The 18,768-nt window shown below is 64.3% G+C and carries 16 protein-coding genes and 1 pseudogene; 11 read left to right on the top strand and 6 right to left on the bottom strand.

Annotation, left to right across the window (positions count from 1 at the left end):
• A partial coding sequence (locus tag ADT71_RS33200; protein WP_231635693.1) for a hypothetical protein occupies window positions 1–192 on the bottom strand: 192 nt, incomplete at its 3' end.
• A gap of 139 nt (window positions 193–331) precedes the next feature.
• Here ADT71_RS33200 and ADT71_RS07500 point away from each other — a divergent pair.
• The 4 genes and pseudogenes from ADT71_RS07500 to ADT71_RS07485 all read left to right on the top strand — a co-directional run bounded on the left by ADT71_RS07500 (window position 332) and on the right by ADT71_RS07485 (window position 7,075).
• Window positions 332–2,376 (top strand): annotated as a pseudogene (locus tag ADT71_RS07500) (carbon starvation CstA family protein).
• Window positions 2,373–2,558: a YbdD/YjiX family protein gene (locus ADT71_RS07495; RefSeq protein ID WP_054436014.1), complete on the top strand. Its 186-nt coding sequence runs from the start codon at window positions 2,373–2,375 to the stop codon at window positions 2,556–2,558. Before ADT71_RS07500 ends, ADT71_RS07495 begins: the two are co-directional and overlap by 4 nt.
• A gap of 203 nt (window positions 2,559–2,761) precedes the next feature.
• A complete protein-coding gene (locus ADT71_RS07490) occupies window positions 2,762–4,894 on the top strand; it encodes a TonB-dependent siderophore receptor (RefSeq protein WP_054436013.1) in 2,133 nt (710 codons plus the stop codon).
• Window positions 4,895–5,275: 381 nt separating this feature from the next.
• Window positions 5,276–7,075: a sensor domain-containing diguanylate cyclase gene (locus ADT71_RS07485; protein ID WP_132469238.1), complete on the top strand. Its 1,800-nt coding sequence runs from the start codon at window positions 5,276–5,278 to the stop codon at window positions 7,073–7,075.
• Between the two features lie 133 nt (window positions 7,076–7,208).
• Here ADT71_RS07485 and ADT71_RS07480 read toward each other — a convergent pair whose 3' ends face one another.
• Window positions 7,209–7,907, bottom strand: coding sequence for a LysR family transcriptional regulator (locus ADT71_RS07480; protein ID WP_231635692.1), 699 nt, complete (start codon window positions 7,905–7,907; stop codon window positions 7,209–7,211).
• A 97-nt stretch (window positions 7,908–8,004) separates the two neighbouring features.
• On the opposite strand from ADT71_RS07480, the gene ADT71_RS07475 reads away from it, so the two are divergent.
• The gene (locus tag ADT71_RS07475) at window positions 8,005–9,456 is read left to right on the top strand and encodes an amidohydrolase family protein (protein WP_054436011.1); all 1,452 of its coding nucleotides are present in this window, start codon (window positions 8,005–8,007) and stop codon (window positions 9,454–9,456) included.
• A gap of 12 nt (window positions 9,457–9,468) precedes the next feature.
• On the opposite strand, the gene ADT71_RS33195 is transcribed toward ADT71_RS07475, so the two are convergent.
• Window positions 9,469–9,624: a hypothetical protein gene (locus ADT71_RS33195; protein ID WP_231635691.1), complete on the bottom strand. Its 156-nt coding sequence runs from the start codon at window positions 9,622–9,624 to the stop codon at window positions 9,469–9,471.
• Between ADT71_RS33195 and ADT71_RS33190 the strand changes: the two genes are divergently transcribed.
• On the top strand, window positions 9,601–10,167 hold the full coding sequence (locus ADT71_RS33190) for a hypothetical protein (RefSeq protein WP_231635690.1): 567 nt from the start codon (window positions 9,601–9,603) through the stop codon (window positions 10,165–10,167). The two genes, ADT71_RS33195 and ADT71_RS33190, sit on opposite strands and share 24 nt — an antisense overlap.
• The gene (locus ADT71_RS33185) at window positions 10,068–10,631 is read left to right on the top strand and encodes an amidohydrolase family protein (RefSeq protein ID WP_231635695.1); all 564 of its coding nucleotides are present in this window, start codon (window positions 10,068–10,070) and stop codon (window positions 10,629–10,631) included. The genes ADT71_RS33190 and ADT71_RS33185 overlap by 100 nt, the downstream gene beginning before the upstream one ends.
• A gap of 96 nt (window positions 10,632–10,727) precedes the next feature.
• Here the strand turns inward: ADT71_RS33185 and ADT71_RS07465 are convergent, their stop codons facing one another.
• The 3 genes from ADT71_RS07465 to ADT71_RS07455 all read right to left on the bottom strand — a co-directional run bounded on the left by ADT71_RS07465 (window position 10,728) and on the right by ADT71_RS07455 (window position 15,845).
• Window positions 10,728–13,652, bottom strand: a complete 2,925-nt coding sequence (locus tag ADT71_RS07465; RefSeq protein WP_054436010.1) for a TonB-dependent receptor domain-containing protein — start codon at window positions 13,650–13,652, stop codon at window positions 10,728–10,730.
• Window positions 13,653–13,818: 166 nt separating this feature from the next.
• Window positions 13,819–15,165: an ATP-binding protein gene (locus ADT71_RS07460; RefSeq protein ID WP_054436009.1), complete on the bottom strand. Its 1,347-nt coding sequence runs from the start codon at window positions 15,163–15,165 to the stop codon at window positions 13,819–13,821.
• Window positions 15,165–15,845 carry a response regulator transcription factor gene (locus ADT71_RS07455; RefSeq protein WP_054436018.1) on the bottom strand — a complete coding sequence of 227 codons (681 nt, stop codon included), beginning with the start codon at window positions 15,843–15,845 and terminating at the stop codon, window positions 15,165–15,167. The genes ADT71_RS07460 and ADT71_RS07455 overlap by 1 nt, the downstream gene beginning before the upstream one ends.
• A 182-nt stretch (window positions 15,846–16,027) precedes the next feature.
• On the opposite strand from ADT71_RS07455, the gene ADT71_RS07450 reads away from it, so the two are divergent.
• From ADT71_RS07450 to ADT71_RS07440, 4 genes are all read left to right on the top strand, one after another.
• The gene (locus ADT71_RS07450) at window positions 16,028–16,678 is read left to right on the top strand and encodes a hypothetical protein (protein ID WP_231635689.1); all 651 of its coding nucleotides are present in this window, start codon (window positions 16,028–16,030) and stop codon (window positions 16,676–16,678) included.
• Between the two features lie 264 nt (window positions 16,679–16,942).
• Window positions 16,943–17,515, top strand: coding sequence for a glycosyltransferase (locus ADT71_RS33180; RefSeq protein WP_231635688.1), 573 nt, complete (start codon window positions 16,943–16,945; stop codon window positions 17,513–17,515).
• Entirely contained in the window at window positions 17,401–18,009 is a 609-nt protein-coding gene (locus ADT71_RS33175; RefSeq protein ID WP_054436007.1) for a glycosyltransferase, read from the top strand. The genes ADT71_RS33180 and ADT71_RS33175 overlap by 115 nt, the downstream gene beginning before the upstream one ends.
• 70 nt (window positions 18,010–18,079) lie before the next feature.
• Complete coding sequence (locus ADT71_RS07440; protein WP_054436006.1) at window positions 18,080–18,766, top strand: DedA family protein; 687 nt, start codon at window positions 18,080–18,082, stop codon at window positions 18,764–18,766.
• Window positions 18,767–18,768: the final 2 nt, after the last annotated feature.

The following is an 18,768-nucleotide window of genomic DNA, read 5'->3' as shown; positions in this document are numbered from 1 at the left end:
CAGTTCGCCGCGCAGCACCAGGATCGGGCTAGGCCCCTCCCCAAAGTCCGCGCGGCCCACGAACGTTCCCTGCGCCCAGTCAGACGGCATCAGCGGCATGATATCACGGGATTCGACATATCCCTCCCTACTCCCGATTACTTTCTTTGATAGCGCTAACAAATGGAAAACGGGTTCCTTGTCAAGTGCCATTGCGAAGTGTTGCCACGGGCAGGCGAACAGGAAAGCCGGGCTTCACATCGCGAACATAATCGTGCAGCGAAGGCCGTGCCGGTTCCCGGCGGGAAAGAACGTGTCGTTACAGGCAGAACGCACGGCAGGAGAGAATGGCATGACGCGGCACCTCACATGGCTTCTGACCGGGCTTGCCGGCGTCATTGCCCTGGCCGTCGTCGCGCTGTCCCGCGGCGAAACCGTGAATGCGCTGTGGATCGTGATGGCCGCCGTATGCTGCTTCCTCGTCGCCTATCGCTACTATTCCCTGTTCATTGCCCGCCACGTCATGAAACTTGACCCTGCCCGGCCAACGCCCGCGATCCGCCGGGCCGACGGGCTTGACTATGTGGCAACCGACCGAACCGTGCTGTTCGGCCATCACTTCGCGGCCATCGCCGGCGCCGGGCCGCTGGTGGGCCCGGTACTGGCGGCGCAGATGGGCTATCTTCCCGGAACGCTCTGGATCATCGGCGGCGTCGTACTGGCAGGGGCGGTTCAGGACTTCATGGTCCTGTTCATATCGATGCGACGCGACGGACGCTCGCTCGGCGAACTGATCCGCATGGAAATGGGGCAGTGGGCGGGGACCATCGCCCTGTTCGGCGCTTTCATGATCATGGTCATCATCCTGGCCGTGCTCGCGCTCATCGTCGTCAAGGCGCTGGCGGAAAGCCCCTGGGGCATGTTCACGGTTGCGGCAACGGTACCCCTCGCCATGCTGATGGGCGCCTATACCCGGTGGATTCGCCCCGGGCGGATCGGTGAAGTCTCGATCCTCGGCCTGCTGGGCCTGCTGGCTGCGATCGTCTACGGGCAGGCGGTGGCCCAGTCTCCGGTGTGGGGACCGCTGTTCACGTTCACGCCGGTACAGCTTTGCTGGATACTGATAAGCTACGGCGCGGTGGCATCGGTGCTGCCGGTATGGTTGCTCCTCGCGCCGCGAGACTATCTTTCGACCTTCCTCAAGATCGCGCCATCGCTGCGCTTGCAATCGGCATCGTCATCATGGCGCCGCCGCTCAGGATGCCCGCCCTCACCGCTTTCGCGGCCGGTGGCGGCCCGGTCTTCTCGGGCGGGCTGTTTCCGTTCCTGTTCATCACCATCGCCTGCGGGGCCGTGTCCGGGTTCCACGCGCTGATCGCCAGCGGCACCACGCCCAAGCTGATCGCCAGCGAGGCGGATGCCCCGCTCATCGGCTATGGCGCAATGCTGATGGAAGCCTTCGTGGCGATCATGGCGCTCGTCGGGGCCTCGATCCTCGATCCGGGCATCTACTTCACCATGAACAGCCCCGCCGCGCTGATCGGAACGGACGCGGCAAGCGCCGCCCATGCCGTGACCGCGATGGGCTTCCCCATCTCGCCCGACACCATCTCACGGACTGCCAGCGAGGTCGGCGAACACACCATCATATCCCGCGCCGGCGGTGCGCCGACGCTTGCCGTGGCAATGGCCGAAATCTTCTCGCACGTCGTGGGGGGCCCCGCGATGAAAGCCTTCTGGTATCACTTTGCGATCCTGTTCGAGGCGCTGTTCATCCTCACCGCCGTGGACGCCGGAACGCGCGCCGGGCGCTTCATGCTGCAGGACCTGATGGCGCTTGCCGTACCCGGCCTCAACGACCGCAAAAGCCACGTTCCCGGCCTCGTCGCTACCGGCCTGTGCGTGGCGGCCTGGGGTTTCTTCCTTTACCAGGGGGTGACGGACCCGCTGGGCGGCGTGAACACGCTCTGGCCGGTCTTCGGCATCTCGAACCAGATGCTCGCGGCGATCGCGCTCATGCTGGCGACGGCTGTGCTGTTCCGCATGAAACGTGACCGGTTTGCCTGGGTCACGCTGCTGCCGATGGCATGGTTGCTGGTCTGCACGCTTTCGGCCGGATGGCTCAAGCTGTTCTCGTCCGATCCCGCCGTGGGTTTCCTGGCACATGCCTCCAAATTCTCCGAAGCGCTGGAAAACGGCACCGTGCTGGCTCCTGCGAAGACCGTGGAGCAGATGCAGCGCATCGTCTTCAACGACCGGGTGGACGCCGCTCTGGTCGCGGTGTTCCTCGCGGTCGTGATGTCGCTGATGGTCTTCACCTTGCGCACCTGCATCGCCGCGCGCCGGAGCGCAGTGCCGACAGTGAGCGAGATCCCGTCGGAGCCCGTAGCAGCATGAAAGCGCTGGCAGACACCCTGCGCCGCACCGCGCGACTCATGGTAGGCGTGCCGGATTACGAGGATTATTGCCGCCATATGCAGGCGCATCACCCCGAGCTTCCGGTCATGGACCACACGACGTTCTTCCGAAACCGGCAGGAAGCCCGTTACGGCGGAAAGAACGGCGGACGCTGCTGCTGAAGGCAGCGGCGACTGTTTCAAAACGAAAACTCGCCTGCCGCCGGAGCGGCCCCCGAGTCGTGCCCGCACGCCTGCTGTTGCCAACAAGTGACAGGGGATGGGAAACGATTGCGATGCCGACAGGAAACCTTCGAGGAATATTGCGATCAATTCGCAGTATCACTAGTGGCGCGATCGCGACGTATTCTCGAAAGGCATAACCAATGTTCCGAACGACGGCCCGCAGCCGGCTTCTCGTGGGAGTGGCCACTGGCATGATGGCGATCTCCAGTCTCCCCTCGCTGGCCCATGCCGCGGATGCCGACGATACGATCGTGGTAAAGGGCGACCGCTCTTCGACGGTCGCCTCTTCCGGGACCAAGAGCGATACGCCCATCGCCGAGACGCCCCAGTCGATCTCGGTGATCGATGCCGCGACGATCGCCGAACTCGGCATCCAGAACCTCAACCAGAGCCTACGTTACGTGGCGGGCGTAACCCCGGAAACACGCGGGTCTTCGGCCGAGGTCTATGACCAGTTCAAGCTGCGCGGATTCGATGCGCCGACCTACCTCGATGGCCTCAAGCTGTTCGGCAGCGCCAGCGGCTATGCGGTCCCGCAGGTGGACATGTCCCGTCTCGACCGCATTGAAGTGGTCAAGGGCCCGGCATCCGCGCTCTACGGCTCCTCAAGCCCGGGCGGTTTCGTGGCCGAGCAGAGCAAGCTGCCGATCGATCGTGACTTCTACGGCGCCGTTTCCGGCACTTACGGCAATTACAACAGCTATCGCCTCGACGGCGATGTCGGCGGCAAGGCCGGCGAAGACGTGCTCTGGCGCGTCTACGGTAGCGTCAACGGCGCCGACGCCCAGCAGCGCTACGGCAAGCGCCGCCGCCAGACGGTTTCCGGCGCGGTGACGCTCGGCGCGAACAGCGCGACCAGCCTCACGCTGCTGGCAGCCTATTCGCACGATCCGTTCAATGGCAACTACAGCGTGTTCCCCGCTGTGGGCACCTTGTTCAATGGCCCCGAAGGCCAGATCTCGACCAAGTTCTACGGCGGCGAGCCGGGCGACTTCTTCAAGCGCGAGCAGGCCGCAGGAACCTATATCCTGCGCCATGACTTCGGTGGAGACTGGGCATTCCGCTCCTCTGGCCGCTACCAGTACGTCAAGAGCAGCCTGGGCATCGTCTACACATCCGGCACCCCGGTGGCGGCTGGCAGCACGGTTTACAACCGCGCGTCCTATGCGACCAAGGAACACCTCAACAGCTGGACGATGGACAACCAGCTGACCGGCCATTTCGAAACAGGTCCGCTCAAGCACAGCGTGCTCTTGGGGGTCGACCGTCAGGTCGCACATTCGAACGAACTCTTTGCCTTCGGTTCGGCAACTCCGATCGACGTGTACAACCCCGTCTACGGCACGATGGACACGCCGCACACCGCCTATGACGTGCCGGGCGGCGATGTCGGCTATACCGCGACGCGACAGCGCCAGCAGGGCATCTATGCGCAGGATCGCATCTCGCTCGGCGATCTCGATGTCACGCTGAGCGGCCGCCAGGACTGGGCGCGCCTCGAACAAGGCGGCTCCGTCCAGCACAACAAAAAGTTCACCTGGCGCGCTGCCGCTCTCTACAAAACGGAATTCGGCGTTGCGCCTTACGTAACCTACTCGACCTCGTTCGAGCCGCAATCCGCGGTGCTGGAAACGGGCGGACTTGCCAAGCCCTCGCTCGGCAAGCAGATCGAGGCTGGCGCCAAGTACCAGGTTCCCGGCACCGCCATCCTGCTGACCGGCGCCTGGTTCCAGATCAACCAGACCAACGTGGTGGTCTACAACCCGCTGACGTACGCCGCCTTCCAGTCCGGCGAAGTGCGTTCGCGCGGCGTCGAGGTGGAGGCCAGCGGTTCGCTGCCCTATGACTTCGACTTCCGCGTCGCCTTCAGCACGCAGAGCGTCAAGACGCTCAAGGACGTGGACGCCGACAAGATCGGCAAGGGTCTCGCCACGGTCGGCAAGGGCGGCATTTCGGCCAACCTCGCCTGGGCTCCCAAGTCCGGCTCGCTCGAAGGCTTCTCGATCGGCGGCGCGGTGCGGCATGGCGATCACGTCTATGCCGGCAGCGACGATGACAACGTCTCGATCTACACCCCCGCCTATACGGTGTTCGACGGCCTGATCCGCTACAATCTGGCCAAGGTCAGCCCCAGGCTCGCCGGTCTGACGCTGGGCCTCAACGCCACCAACATCTTCGACAAGAAGTACCTGACGAGCTGCTTCTCCGACTATAGCTGGTGCTGGTACGGCAACCGTCGCACGGTCCAGGGCACGATCGCCTATACCTGGTAAGCTTCGCGAAGCCCCGATCCGGGTACCGGGTCGGGGCTGACGGGCCAAATGAGCCCGCATCGATGCGTTCGGGGAACAATAACGAGAGATTGCAGTTAATTATCCGTGGGGTTGTTGCAGGCAGCAGTTATGGAGCAGCCAGCCATGACCAATGTGGACCGCACTTCGGGCAATGCCCGCAGACTCGATGTCATGTTTATCCTTGGCGCTACGGCGGCCTTGTGGTCGATCCTTATCGGCATCATTCTGCTGATCATATGATGCCGCAGACAGGCAGAACCGCCGCGCCGCACAGACTGGGCCGATCGGAAACGCGATATTTTTTCGAGCCTCGTCAATATCGAGTCGAAAATATCCGGACCCGCGTCTATCCTCGCTTCCGTGGGTAGCAGGAAACTTGGTCGGACGATCCCGCTGGCGGCGGGGATCGGCATTCTTTACTTTGCCATGGCCGCGGCGGCCTTGCATCTTACCAAAGGCGTGGACGGGATCGCCACAGTGTGGCCGTCCAGCGGGGTCGGCGTTGCAGGGCTTTTGCTGGCCGCACCGGGCGAGAGACGCTGGATCGTGCTTGCGATCGCCATGGCCAGCTTTGCGGCCAATTTCACGCCTCAGGGAAATTCCGTGCTCGCCGCCGGCTTCACTTTCGCCAACGTGATCGAAGCGATCATCGCGTTCAAGATCATGAACGGGATCGAGAAACAGGACGGCTCGCTGTTCCGCATCGCCGCCGTTATGCGTTTCTGCTGCGCCGCCCTCATTGCGGCCACCGTCAGCGCGACGATAGCCAGTCTGCTCATCGGCGACGGTTTCGGCCACATGTTCATTTCCTGGCTGATGACCGTCAGCCTCGGCATCATGATCGTGGTGCCGCTCATCATGAATTTCATGCGGGGGGACGGCCAGCCGCGATCCGGCATGAGCATTCGCGATGCCACGCGCACGGCCACGGTGCTCCTGCTCGTCGGCGTCACTTCTGCGGTGGTCTTTGCGCAGTCCACTTATCCGCTGCTGTTCCTGCCGCTGCTGAGTGTCCTCATGGCGACATACTTCATCGGTCCGACCGGAGCGACCTGCAGCACGCTGATGATCGCAGCGATCGGTTCGGTGGCTATCTGGCAGGAACATGGCCCGATCAGCCTGATGCACGCCAGCCATCCGGCTGAAGTGCTGTTCTTTCAGTTCTACCTGTTCACGCTGCTCGCTTCCGCCCTGCCGCTGGCCGCGCTCGTCAATACGCGGGACCGCAGCTTCAGCGAGGTGGAACGCGGCAAGCGCTGGCTGGAAATGTCCGAAAGCATCGCCAAAGTGGGGCATTGGCGACTGGAACTGCTGGAACGCCGGCTGTTCTGGTCAAGCGAGGTCTATCGCATTCACGGCCTCCCTCCGGAGCGTCCGCCTTCGCTCGACAATGCGATAGAGTTCTATCATCCCGAAGACCGCGTGCTCGTCGATAACGCGCTCACGCGCTCACTGGACACTCTGCAGCCGGTCGATTTCGAGGCGCGCATCGTCCGTGCCGATGGCGCCATCCGCTACGTCTACAGTTGCAGCGAAGTGGAACTGCGGGATGACGGCAAGCCCGTCGCCATCTTCGGTATCTTCCAGGACGTGACCAATCGCGTGCTTGCGGCGATGGAACTCACCCATGCCCGTACCCGTGCCGAAGCCATGGCCGATCAGGCCATGCAGCTTGCCGAAACCGATCCGCTCACGGGCATCGCCAACCGGCGAAAGGCGATGATCGTACTGGACGCCGCAGTGGATCAGGCCGCAGCGCACGGCACGCCGCTCGCCGTCGCCTCGCTGGACATAGATCGCTTCAAGCAGATCAACGACCGTCTCGGCCATGCCGTTGGCGATCAGGTGCTTCGCCGTGTGGCGCAGACGTGCGCCGTTACCTTGCGCGGGTCGGATTTCGTCGGCCGGGTCGGGGGAGAGGAATTCGTCGTCATCCTTCCCGCGACAAGCACGGAAATGGCATTCGCCGTGGCCGAACGCGTCCGCCGGAGTGTGGAGCAGCTGGACTGGGCGCCGCTCGATCTCCAGCGGGTAACGGTGAGCATCGGCCTTACGAACCATGTCGCGGGCATGGACCGCGAGGGCCTGCTCGCGGAAGCCGACAGGGCGCTTTATCAGGCCAAGAACGAAGGCCGCAACCGCCTCAGGCAAGTGGGCTAACGCGCCGCCAGCACCGCGATCATGCGCTCGGTCAGTCCGGCCACGGGCCCCTGATCCTCGCGCGCATAAAGCGAGACGACCATCGGCGCGACGCCGCCGAACCTTTCATCCTGCCGCAGCCGGCTTCCGCGCGTTACCGCAAGCGCAGCAGCGACACGCCCAGCCCGGCGGAAACGGCGGCAAGCACGCTTTGCAGGCTGCTGCCGGAAAAGGCGACATACCAGCGGCGGCCCTCCGCCTCGAGCTGCTCGAACATCGCCTCCCGGTAGAGGCCGCCCGCCGGGAAAGCCACGAGGGGTAAAGGGCCGGCATCTTCGCCCGCATCATCGATGGCGCGGAACCAGCCCAGCGGCTCCGGGAAGCTGCCACGGCAATCTGCCGATGCCCGGGCCTCCTTGACGATGACGACATCGAACTCACCCTGACGGTAGCGCGCGGCAAGATCGCGGCTAAGACCGGTGGTGACATCGATCCGCGTGCGACTGCTGTGTCCCGCGAAACTGGAGAAGGCTTCGGTCATCGCAGGCGAAGCCAGATCTTCCGGCAGCCCGATCGAGATCGCGGCCGTTCCTGCCGGATCGCGCAGCAGGGTCTGCGCTTCCTCGTCGAGCTGGAGAATGCGGCGGGCATGGCCGATCAGCCTTTCTCCCATCACGGTCAGGCGCACTGGCCGGGAATGCCTGTCGATCAGGGGATGGCCGGCCGCATCCTCCAGGCGTCCAAGTTGCTGGCTGATCGTGGACTGCGTCATCCCCAGCCGTTCGGCCGCCTGCGTGAAGTGCCCGGCATCGGCAATGGCAACGAAACTGCGAAGAAGGCGTGGGTCGAGCAAGCGTCATTCCTGAAATGGATAATATTCATTCCAACATCTAATTTGTGAATATCACGCCCGATTTGTAGATTGCAATGCGTCACAAAGGAGTTGTTCGATGAAGTGTCTTGCCCCGCTGGTCGCTGCGCTGATGGCCACCACCTCCCCGGCGATAGCAGCGGTCAGCCAGGGGGACGTCATCATCCGGCACGTCACCGTGATCGATGTCGAGCACGCCGCTGCGGAGAAGGAGCAGGCAGTCGTCCTGCGCGGGCAAGAAATCGTTGCCGTGGGCAAGGACAGGGAAATCGCACGCCAGTGGCAGGCGCAGAACGTGGTGGAGGGGAAAGACCGCTTCCTCATTCCCGGGCTCTGGGACATGCACGTCCACTTCGGCGGAGGGCCCGAACTGGTCGAGGAGAACAAGGCTCTCCTGCCCCTCTATGTCGCCAACGGGATCACCACGATACGCGACTGTTCGGGCGACCTGCCCGATCAGGTCCTGGCCTGGCGCGGTGAAATCGCGAGCGGCGACCTGTTCGGTCCGCGCCTGCTGACTTCCGGCGCCAAGATCGAAGGCATCGCTCCGATCTGGAAAGGCACCATCGAAGTCGGCAGCAAGGCCGATGTCGACGCCGCGCTTACCCGGCTGCAACAGCGCGACAAGGTCGATTTCGTCAAGATCACAGACAGCACGCTCGATCCGCAGTTGTTCCTTTACGCCGTCTCGCAGGCAAAGGCGCGAGGGCTGCGTTCCTCGGGGCACATACCCATGGCGCTGACGGTCGGCCAGGCGGTGGATGCGGGCATCAGTTCGATCGAGCATCTCGACTATGCATACAAGGCCGGCGTCAAGGACGAAGCCCGCATCGCCGCGGATTTCGCCGCGGGCCGGATTGACCGTACCGAAGCGAACCGCATGCTGGACAGCGGGTTCGATACCGCCACCGCCATGGCCGCCTATCGCGACTTCGCCGCAAAGGGCGTGTTCGTCACGCCCACCCTCAACGGAAGCCGCGTGATCGCCTGGCTCGACAGCGACGATCACGCAGACGATCCCTACCTCGCCTACATCGGCCCGAAGCTGCGCAAGACCTACGAATGGCGCGTCCAGCGCGCGGCGCAGGCCGATGCTGCGGGTATCGCCGCGCGGCACGAGCATTTCAACCGCATGGCCGCCATTCTCCCGCTGCTGGAAAAGGCAGGTGTGACGATCATCGCCGGAACGGATGCCGGATTTCTCAACTCCTTCAATTATCCCGGACAGGGCCTGCATGATGAACTCGGGCTGTTCGTGGCCGAAGGCCTGACCCCGGCTCAGGCGCTTTCGGCGGCGACGCGGGCCGGCCCCGCCTGGTTTGGCCAGCTGGATCGCTACGGCGCCATAAAGCCGAGAATGGCCGCCGACCTCGTCCTGCTCGATCGCGATCCGCTCAAGGACATTGCCGCGACGCGCGCGATCCATGCCGTGGTGATGGACGGCAAAGTCTATGACCGGGCCGCTCTTGACGGCATGCTGGTGCAGACGAAAACCAAGGTCGCAGCATGGAACGCGCAGGCCGCGCAATGATGGAGCGCCTTTTCACCAAATGCCCTGCTGCCTGACGGCAGCGCCGCTGACCTTGCGGTTTCGGGCGGACGGTTCATCGAGATCAGCCCTCGCCTGCCGGGCGAACGTGCCGCCGAAACCATCGACCTTGAAGGGCGCCTTGTGGTGCCGGGCTTCGTCGATGGCCATATCCACCTCGACAAGAGCTTCTTCGGTGAGACATGGCAGCCCCACCGCCCAGCCGCCAGCCTGCGGGAGCGGCTCGCGGTGGAGAAGGCCATGCTTGCCGATGTCCGGCCGGTGACGGTGCGGGCCGACGTGCTGATCGGCCAGGCCGCCAGCCTCGGCACCGTGGCGATGCGCAGCCATGTGGACGTGGATGCCACCACCGGCCTATCTCATCTCCACGCGGTGATGGCCGCGCGGGAGAAATGGCGCGGCCGCATGGATATCGAACTGGTGGCCTTTCCGCAGGCGGGCATCCTCACCTGCCCCGGCACCGCCGAAGTGCTCGACGCCGCGATCCGGGAGGGGGCCGAAGTGATCGGCGGGATCGACCCGCTCGGCATGGACGCGATTCCGAAGGGCATCTCGGCGTGGTCTTCGGAATCGCCGAAAGACGCGGAGCCAGGATCGACATCCATCTCCACGAAGCGGGTGAAGGCGGCATCCGGCAGATCCTGCGCATCGCCGAACGAACGCGGGCATTGGGCATGGCCGGCCGGGTCGTGATCAGCCACGCCTATGCGCTGGGCGATGTTCCGGACGACGTGGTCGACAGTACCGCCCGCGCCCTTGCCGATGCCGGCGTTGCGATCATGACCAATGCGCCGGGAGACCGGGCGTTTCCGCCGATCCTGCGCCTGCGCGCGGCAGGGGTGCGCGTTTTTGCCGGAAACGACAATATTCGCGATGCCTGGTGGCCTTACGGAAATGGCGACATGCTGCAGCGGGCGATGCTGATCGGCTACCGTTCGGGCTTCCACACGGACGCACATCTGGAAATCGCGCTGGCCATGGCCACGACGGAAGCCGCCGCCGCTATCGGCCGCGAGGGCCATGGGCTGCTTCCCGGCGCGCGGGCCGATTTCGTCGCGATCCGGGCGCCCAATGCCGCGGCCGCCGTGGCCGCTCCGCCAACGGAACGCCTCGTGGTCCGCAACGGCATCTCCTTAGACCCTGCCGCCGCGATCTGACCCCGCACGCCAGAAGGCCCGCCCGGTCTTTCGACCGGACGGGCCTTCCTGATGACTGCGACCCCAGGGACAGGAGGAGTCGCCGTCCCTCCTGGATCAGAAGTTGGCGGTGAAGCCGACGAAGATCGTGCGGCCCAGCGCGTCGTAGACACCCGGATAGGTATTGCCGTTGCCGAAGCTCTGGAGCAGGCCTGCGGCGAGAACCGGCGGATCCTTGTCGAACAGGTTGTTCACGCCCGCACGCAGGGTGAACTGCTTGTCGATCACCTGGGTCAGCGACAGATCGAAGTAGTTATAGGCATCGATCTTGCGGTTCACCACGCTGGGCGTGCCGGTCAGGAACGGATTGTCCGACAGGCTCGACAGCTTCGTGCCGCCGATATAGCGCCAGGACAGCGAGGCCGTGAAATCGCCCGGAGCCATCCAGGTCATGCGCGCAACGTGGCGCCATTCCGGATTGGGCTGGCCGCAGGTGTAGCCGAACATGCCCTTGCAGTCGTAAGTGCCCGCGCCCGGAAGCGGCTCGGCGATCTGGTTGATCAGGTAGGTGCCGACCATGCTCAGGTTCATGCGTCCGGCATTGCCGACGTTGAACGTGTAATCGGAGTTCACGTCGATGCCGGAGGTCTTGAGCGAGCCGGTATTGAGCGTGGTCGAGACGATGTAGCCGCTGTTCTGTCCGAAGATCACGCCCGAGGTCGGGTTACGGCGGAAGAGGCTGCAGTAGTAGGGATCGCCGGTCTGGATGCACTGGCTGATGATCAGCGAAGGTGCGATCTGGCCGATGTAGTCCTTCACCTTGATCGTGTAATAGTCGACCGAGAGCGAGAAATTGCGCAGCGCCTTGGGCGTCAGCACGAAGCCGGCCGTCCAGGTGTCCGCCGTTTCCGGCTTGAGGTCGCGGTTGCCGCCGCCCAGAGACGAGCACTGGTCGGCCGGGCATTCGGCGATGAAGCCGTATTGCGAAGGCGTTACGCCGCTGAGTTGGCAGGCTTCCAACGTAGCCGAAGGCGTATCACCGGCGCAAGGATCTGTACCGCTGACATTCCCGACGGACTGCGAAGCGAACAGTTCGGTGATGTTCGGTGCGCGGATCGCGCGGTTGTAGCTGCCGCGCAGGCGAACGTCGTCGACCGGCTGCCAGCTCAGTTCGCCCTTGTAGGTGACGACGTTGAAGCTGGACTTGAAGCCCGTCGAATTCTGCTTGTTGTCATAGGCCGAGTAGCGGATGCCGCCATTGATCGTCAGCGAGCGGAAGAACGGCTTGTCCTCGATCAGCGGGACTTCGATTTCGCCGTAGGCTTCCTTCACGTTGATGATGCCGTCGGAATTGGTCGCACCGCCCTGCTGCGCCATTTCGTCGGCGTAGAAGTTCAGCGTCTCGCGGCGCTGTTCGGCGCCCAGAGCTATACCGACGCCGCGATTGGCCCAGGGCACGGTGATACCCTGCTCGCCAAGATCGCCGCTCAGCGTGGCGGAGAATACACGCTGCGAATTGCGCGAAGACGTGTTGCTGGTCGAGAACAGCGTCTCGGCCTGATCGGCAGTGACGCCATAGGCCTGGAACACGTTGATCGGGACGCAGTTCGGGTTGGTGCCGGTGATGACCGACCGGCAGGTGGGAACGCCGTTGACGTTCACGACGTTCAGCGCGTCTGCCGCCTTGTTCTGGTCAACGTCGTTGAGATAGCTCTCACGATACTTCACCAGCGAATAGAGGTAGCTGACATCGTAGCTGAAACCGCCGCCGATATCGCCGCGAACACCCGCGCTGTAACGATAATCGTTGTACGTCAGGTCGTCCCGGCGGGGTGAGGTGGTCATGCGATAGGCCACGAATGCCGGGGCCGTCGTGTTGGTTCCGGCGGCGCTGCCGCAGATCACCTGGAGCTGGCTGTCGCTCGCCAGCGGGTTGTTGCAGGAAATGTCGAACGTGCGACCGGCCCAGATGCCCGAGGGCGCGACCTGCGAGAACGTATGGTCCCGCATGTACATGAAGCTGCCGTAGACCTCTACCGCCTTGCTCACTTCGAAGTGCGCGAAGCCGCCCGCCGTGATGCGTTCGTCAGAGCGCTGGAAGTAGTTGTCCGGCGCGTAGTTGTAGGCGTAGGCGCTGCCGTCTCCGTAAGGCAGGAAGGTCTGCGAACCGTCCGGATTGTTGACCTGCGCCTTGTTGAGATAGGGATTGCCCTGGGCCTGCGGCGTGATCGTGCCATAAGGCGTGTTGCTGGAGCCGCCGCAATAGAGCCCGGTGCCGGCCTGATCGATCTGTTCGAGCGCGCAGGACGAAATGTCGCGGCTGGACTGGCGGACCGGGCTGAAGCTGCGATAGCCGCCGTAGACGGTGATGTTGCCCCGACCGTCGGCAAAGTTCTTGCCGGCCGAGATCGTGATGTCCTGCTTGCCGCCGTCGATCACCGACTTCGGCGCGAGATCGTAGCCACGACCGCTAACGATGTCGCGAACCGCGCCGTTGTTGTTGGTGTGCTGCGCGAAGCCGGCCTGCGCGTCGATGCGCACGCCGTCGAGGTCCTTCTTGAGCACGAAGTTGACGACGCCGGAAAGTGCGTCCGAACCGTAGACCGCCGAGGCGCCGCCCGACAGCACGTCGACGCGGTCGACCAGGCTGCTCGGCACGAAGTTGAGATTGACGGCCTGCTGCGGCAGCATGCGCTGGCCGTCGATCAGGACGAGCACGCGCTGCGAACCGAGGTTGCGCAAGTTGATCTTCGACGTACCGTCAGAGCCGTTCGAGACGTTCTCGTTAGCGTCGGCGGTGAACTGCGGCAGGCGGTTCAGCACCTGCTCGACGGTCGTGGCGCCCTGGTAACGGAACTCGTCCGAACCGACGACGGTCTGCGGGCTGTTGCTTTCGAGGTCCGGACGCTTGATGCGCGTGCCGGTCACGACGATGTCAGCGGCGGCGCCTTCGCCGGCCGGTGCTTCCTGTGCGTGCGCGGTGCCGGCGACGATCGCGGCCAGCGCGGCAGCGCAATAAAATTTCGTTTGACGACCCCTCATGGGTTTGACTCCCTTTTGAATGACGCCATTTTTGCGTCACATTTCCGGGGATGTCAAATACCGTATACTAAATATTATATCTCGCCTGAGATCGTGTCCTATCGGCCACGGTCGCCCCAACAGGCTCGGATCGCCGATACGGGTGGTCAACACGCCGCATGAGGGGCTAGATTTCCTCGGCGTTCTGCCCGGCCGGACAGAAGCGAAGCCGAAAAACCGCGCCGTTAGGGCTATTCGCCCAGACATCCAGTTCGCCGCCGACCTTGGCCATCAGTTCATCGGCAATCGCCAGACCGAGCCCGGAACTGCGGGTCAGGTCTCGCCGGGCCGAAGCGAAGCGATCGAACAGGCGGCGATCGTCCGCAGGCAGGCCCGAACCGGTATCCGCCACGAGAATTTCCGGTGCCGGGCCCACGGTTACGGCGACATGCGTACCGGGCGGCGTATGCTTCATCGCGTTTTCCAGCAGGGAATCGAGCGCCCGCCCCGCCAAGTGCTGCGAGGCGAAAGCCCACACCGAACCTTCGCCGAGAATCTCGATCTCCTGATTCTTCGCGATCAGGAGGGGCGCTATCGCCGCTACCCGGTCTTCGGCCACTGCACGCAGATCGACCGCATCGGCCGGATCGCACGCCATGGCATCCACTTCGGCAACGAGCAGCAGACGCTCGACGATTTCCTCCACCACGTCGATCTGGCGGAGCATCCTCGGCAATCCTCCCGAGGTGATCTCCTGTTCCACCAGAAGCCGGAGTATGGCGAGCGGCGTGCGCAATTCGTGCGCGGCATCCGCCGCGAAGTTCCGCTCTATGCGATAGGCGTCTTCCACCCGGTCAAGCGCCGCATTGAAGGCGCGCAGCAGCGGCAGCACCTCGGCAGGCATGCCATCGATATCCACGCGCTGCTGCAATTGATAGGGAGAGACCCGCTCGACCTCGCGGGAGGCCCGTTTGACGGGCAGCAGCGACTGCCGCACGATATAGGCCTCCAGCGCCAGCAGCCCGACCAGGAACAGCGCGAGAAGACCGGCCCCGGCCAGGAGGACCTGGGTTCGCAGATCATCGAAGATGACATCAGGATGATCGAGATTCTGGACGATGACGAGCCAGGTTCCAGATTCGCCCGCAAGCGGAACGCTCATCCCCGAATAGATCTTGGAACCGCGCACCCGCTTGAAATAGGCCACTCCGGCGCGCGTCGGCACGATCAGCGAAGGATTGGACCGCAAGTTCTCGATGGCGACCTGACGGTCGTGATCGATGATCCAGAAGCTGAAACTGCTGCCGCCGCCCCGAAGCGCCGATGCCGCTTCGTCGGAAATGCTCCAGCCCCTTTCGCTGCGATGGAGCCCGGTCTGCATCTTGTCGGCATATTCGTCGAGGATCTGGCGTTGCAGCCGATCGCTGGTGCTGTTGAACAGCATCATCGCGCCGAAGGCGACCAATCCTGCGGTCACCAGCGTGGCCGCGGCATGGAGGAGCAGGATGCGCCGCAGGATCGAGTGAGTATGCATCAGTGCTCCGGCGAAGCCCGCAACAGATAGCCGAGGCCCCGCACCGTCACGATTTCGGCGCCGGCGTCCAGCGATTGAAGCCGCTTGCGCAAACGGTGCACGCTGACTTCCGCGGCGTTCGAGGAAAATTCATCGCCGAGCCCGAAGAACGCGGATTCGATCTGGGTCTTGCGCACCACCTTGTCGCGGTGCCGCATCAGGAGATCCAGCAACTGGATCTCGCGCGGGGCCAGGACGATGGCGTGTTCATCGACGCTGACGGTCTGGGACGAGACATCGTAGCGCAAGCGGCCGCACGCGATTTCCACGCCGTTCTCCCCCGTGGCGCGCCGCAGCAGCGCCGCCACGCGAGCGACCAGTTCCTCCGCCGCGAAGGGCTTCGGAAGATAGTCGTCAGCGCCCGCATTCAGTCCGGCAACCCGATCCGCTATCGAAGAGCGCGCTGTCAGGACCAGCACCGGCAGGAAATGCCCCGCCGCGCGCAGGCTCCTCAGCAAGGCGATCCCGTCCTGGTCCGGCAACCCGAGATCGAGCAGCAGGGCCGCGTGATGGCCCGCCTCGACGAGCAGCCGCGCGTCTTCCGCGGTGGAAACGATGTCGTTGACGAAGCCCGCCTCGCGCAGGCGGGTGCCGATCAGTTCGGCCAGATCAGGATTATCCTCGACGATCAGCAGTCGCATGAACGGCTCCAGTAAGGTCGCGGTAAGTTGGACCATGCTGCGGGCAGCCGGACATTGCCATGGTTATCTGTCATGTCGTCCATATCGCGGCGACGAGGCCATGGCGCAACAGGAGTGTCCGATCGATGCGCCCGGCCCTTATTGTTCTCGCGGCGATTTCCTTTCTGCAGACGGCATCGGCAATGGCTCAGAACTATCCCGAGATAGCGGAGCCGATGGTGTTCGACATGGTCCGCCCGCTCGGTGCACGCGCGGGCGAGCTTGAAGTCAACACCCTGGCCCAGACCCGCCTGTCCGGCCCCGACCGCGCGGTCGAATGGGCACCGGAAATCGAACTTGCGGTGGCCGACGGGCTGGCGGTCGAACTGGAACTGCCATTCGACGATGGCCGTGTCACAGATTACAAGCTCGGCCTGCAGGGCACATTCGGCGCGCTCGATGGCGGAAAGGGCGTGCACGGCGTCCAGTACCTGGGTCTCTACAATCGGGAAAGCGGCCGCTGGGAGAGCAGCCTGCTCTATCTCGTCGGCTACCGCTTCCACGCACGCTGGAGCATGATGGCCATGGCCGGCGCGGGCGACGTCACTTTTGCCAAAGGTGGCCGAAGCAGGGCGCTGCTCAACCATTCCACGTTCTACGACGCATCGCCCGCCACGACCCTGGGTATCGAATTCAACCTCCAGAGCGGCGCCGGGCGCCAATTGCTCATCATGCCGCAGCTTCATCAGGACATCGCGCCTCGCCTTTCGATGCAGGCGGGGATAGGCGCAGCGCACCAGCGCGAACTGGGGTGGAGGCCCCAGGCGGGCTTGCGCGTGATCCGGGAACTCTGAGGCAAATAGTGCGCCCTTGTAAGGTTGCCGTAAGCAAAAGTCGCGCAGGGCTCGAACAAACCTCGGCAACGGCAGCCGAAACATCGAAAAATATCAGGAAGTGATGCCGCATATCGATCCAGCGCCGCGATCACATCGATCCGGCCAGTCCCGCCAGCGGCCCCGCGTCGCTCTTTTCTCGGGCAACTACAACTACGTTCGCGATGGCGCGAACCAGGCGCTCAATCGTCTCGTCGGCTATCTCGAACGGCGTGGTTGCTCGTCATGGTCTATTCGCCCACTTCGCCGACGCCCGCCTTCGCGCCCGAAGGAACGCTTGTCCCGGTGCCGTCGATCCGGATACCGGGGCGCGAAGACTATCGCCTTGGCCTGGGCCTGCCACGGCGCATCCGCGCGCACCTTTCCGCCTTCGCACCGGACATCATACATGTGTCGGCGCCGGACTGGACCGGGACCGCCGCCCAGAGCTTCGCCCGTGACGCGGGCATTCCGGTGGTATCCAGCCTGCACACGCGCTTCGAAAAGTATGCCGCTTTCTACGGCGCGAATCTGCTGCGGCCCGCGATGGAACGCCACCTTTCCCGCTTCTATCGCCGCAGCAACCGCATCCTCGTACCCACGCCGCCATCGCCGCCGAGTTCGGCGAGGCCGGTCTCGGCGAACGGACGCGCATCTGGGGGCGGGGCGTCGATCGCAGCCAGTTCACCCCTCACGCCCGCGACATGGCCTGGCGGCGCAAGCTCGGGATCGCGGACGGCGAGGTCGCCATTCTCCACTTCGGCCGTCTCGTTCGCGAGAAGGGGCTCGCCGAATATGTCGCACTGTGCGAGCGGCTGATACGCGAAGGCCTGCCGATCCGGCCGCTCGTGGTCGGCGGCGGCCCGGAGCGATCATGGATGGAGCAGAAGCTGCCGCAAGCCCGGTTCGCCGGCCACCTCATGGGACCGGAACTCGGACGGGCAGTGGCCGGCGCCGATATCTTCCTCAATCCCAGCACGACCGAAGCCTTCGGCAACGTGACGCTGGAAGCCATGGCATCTGGCGTGCCCACCGTCTGCATCGACGTGCCCAGCGGGCGCAACCTGCTTCAGGGCGGCTCGGGCATCCTCTTCCCCCAGGGCGACATGGAGGCAGCACTGCGCGGGCTGCGCGAATTGACCCGCAACGCCAGGGCCCGGGCTGCCATGGGCGGCCATGCCCGCAATGCCAGCGCCACTTACGACTGGGACGGCGCATCGTATCAGGTGCTCGAATGCTACATGGACGTGCTGGGCCGCAGTTTGGAGCCGTGGGACGGACGCGGCGATGCCGCGATCCCCTTCGCGGCATGACCTCCCCCGCAATGCCCGTTTTCGGCATTGGCCGGCCGTTCCCAGTCTCACGCGTGATCCGGCACGGCACATGGAAGGCCTGATCGATCAGGCCAGCCAGTTCGTCTCCGCCCATGGCATGTGGGCAGGCCCTGTCGTGGGCATTCTGTGCTTCGGCGAATCCCTTGCGATCGTGGGTCTGTTCGTCCCGGCGACCGCCGTCATGCTAGCGATCGGCGGCCTGATCGGCGCCGACGCGCTGGACGCATGGCCGATCTTCATCTGGGCCGTGGCCGGATCGATCCTGGGGGACTGGGTTTCCTACGGCCTGGGCAACAGGATAGGCCCCCGCATCTATCGGCGCTGGCCGCTCAACCGGCATCGCCCCGCCGTGGCCCGCACCCGGCTGTTCTTCCGCAAGTTCGGTTTCGCCGCCGTCTTCATGGGCCGTTTTCTCGGCCCGATCCGCGCGACGGTTCCCCTTGTGGCCGGCGTTCTGGCCATGCCCGGCCGCCCGTTCCAGATCGCCAACATCGCTTCGGCCACCTTGTGGGTGCCGCTGATGTTCGCGCCCGGCTACCTTGCGGCGGGCACTTTCGGATCGCAGTGGTCTATCGATGAAGGGCATCTCATGCTCGGCGCCCTCCTGCTGGCGGGATGCGCGCTGACCGCGACGTTCCTGGGTTCGCGGCTGCTGGGCCGCGCCAGGAAGAGAGGCCGCGCCCGCGCCCGGCTCGAAGGCGGAAACGCCCCCTGCCGCTGTCCGCAGGACGGATAGCA

The organism is Novosphingobium sp. ST904, from assembly GCF_001298105.1.
In the GTDB taxonomy this organism is placed as follows: domain Bacteria; phylum Pseudomonadota; class Alphaproteobacteria; order Sphingomonadales; family Sphingomonadaceae; genus Novosphingobium.
This window is presented reverse-complemented; position numbering and strand designations above follow the sequence as displayed.

Bases quoted from the DNA above. Each gene is read 5' to 3' on its own strand.
- ADT71_RS07440 (WP_054436006.1), top strand. From the start codon at position 18,080: ATGGAAGGCCTGATCGATCAGGCCAGCCAGTTCGTCTCCGCCCATGGC.
- ADT71_RS33175 (WP_054436007.1), top strand. From the start codon at position 17,401: ATGGCCTGGCGGCGCAAGCTCGGGATCGCGGACGGCGAGGTCGCCATT.
- ADT71_RS33180 (WP_231635688.1), top strand. From the start codon at position 16,943: ATGGTCTATTCGCCCACTTCGCCGACGCCCGCCTTCGCGCCCGAAGGA.
- ADT71_RS07465 (WP_054436010.1), bottom strand. From the start codon at position 13,652: ATGAGGGGTCGTCAAACGAAATTTTATTGCGCTGCCGCGCTGGCCGCG.
- ADT71_RS07495 (WP_054436014.1), top strand. From the start codon at position 2,373: ATGAAAGCGCTGGCAGACACCCTGCGCCGCACCGCGCGACTCATGGTA.
- ADT71_RS07490 (WP_054436013.1), top strand. From the start codon at position 2,762: ATGTTCCGAACGACGGCCCGCAGCCGGCTTCTCGTGGGAGTGGCCACT.
- ADT71_RS07460 (WP_054436009.1), bottom strand. From the start codon at position 15,165: ATGCATACTCACTCGATCCTGCGGCGCATCCTGCTCCTCCATGCCGCG.
- ADT71_RS07450 (WP_231635689.1), top strand. From the start codon at position 16,028: ATGGCTCAGAACTATCCCGAGATAGCGGAGCCGATGGTGTTCGACATG.
- ADT71_RS07475 (WP_054436011.1), top strand. From the start codon at position 8,005: ATGAAGTGTCTTGCCCCGCTGGTCGCTGCGCTGATGGCCACCACCTCC.
- ADT71_RS07455 (WP_054436018.1), bottom strand. From the start codon at position 15,845: ATGCGACTGCTGATCGTCGAGGATAATCCTGATCTGGCCGAACTGATC.
- ADT71_RS33195 (WP_231635691.1), bottom strand. From the start codon at position 9,624: ATGGCCATCGACGAAGCCCGGCACCACAAGGCGCCCTTCAAGGTCGAT.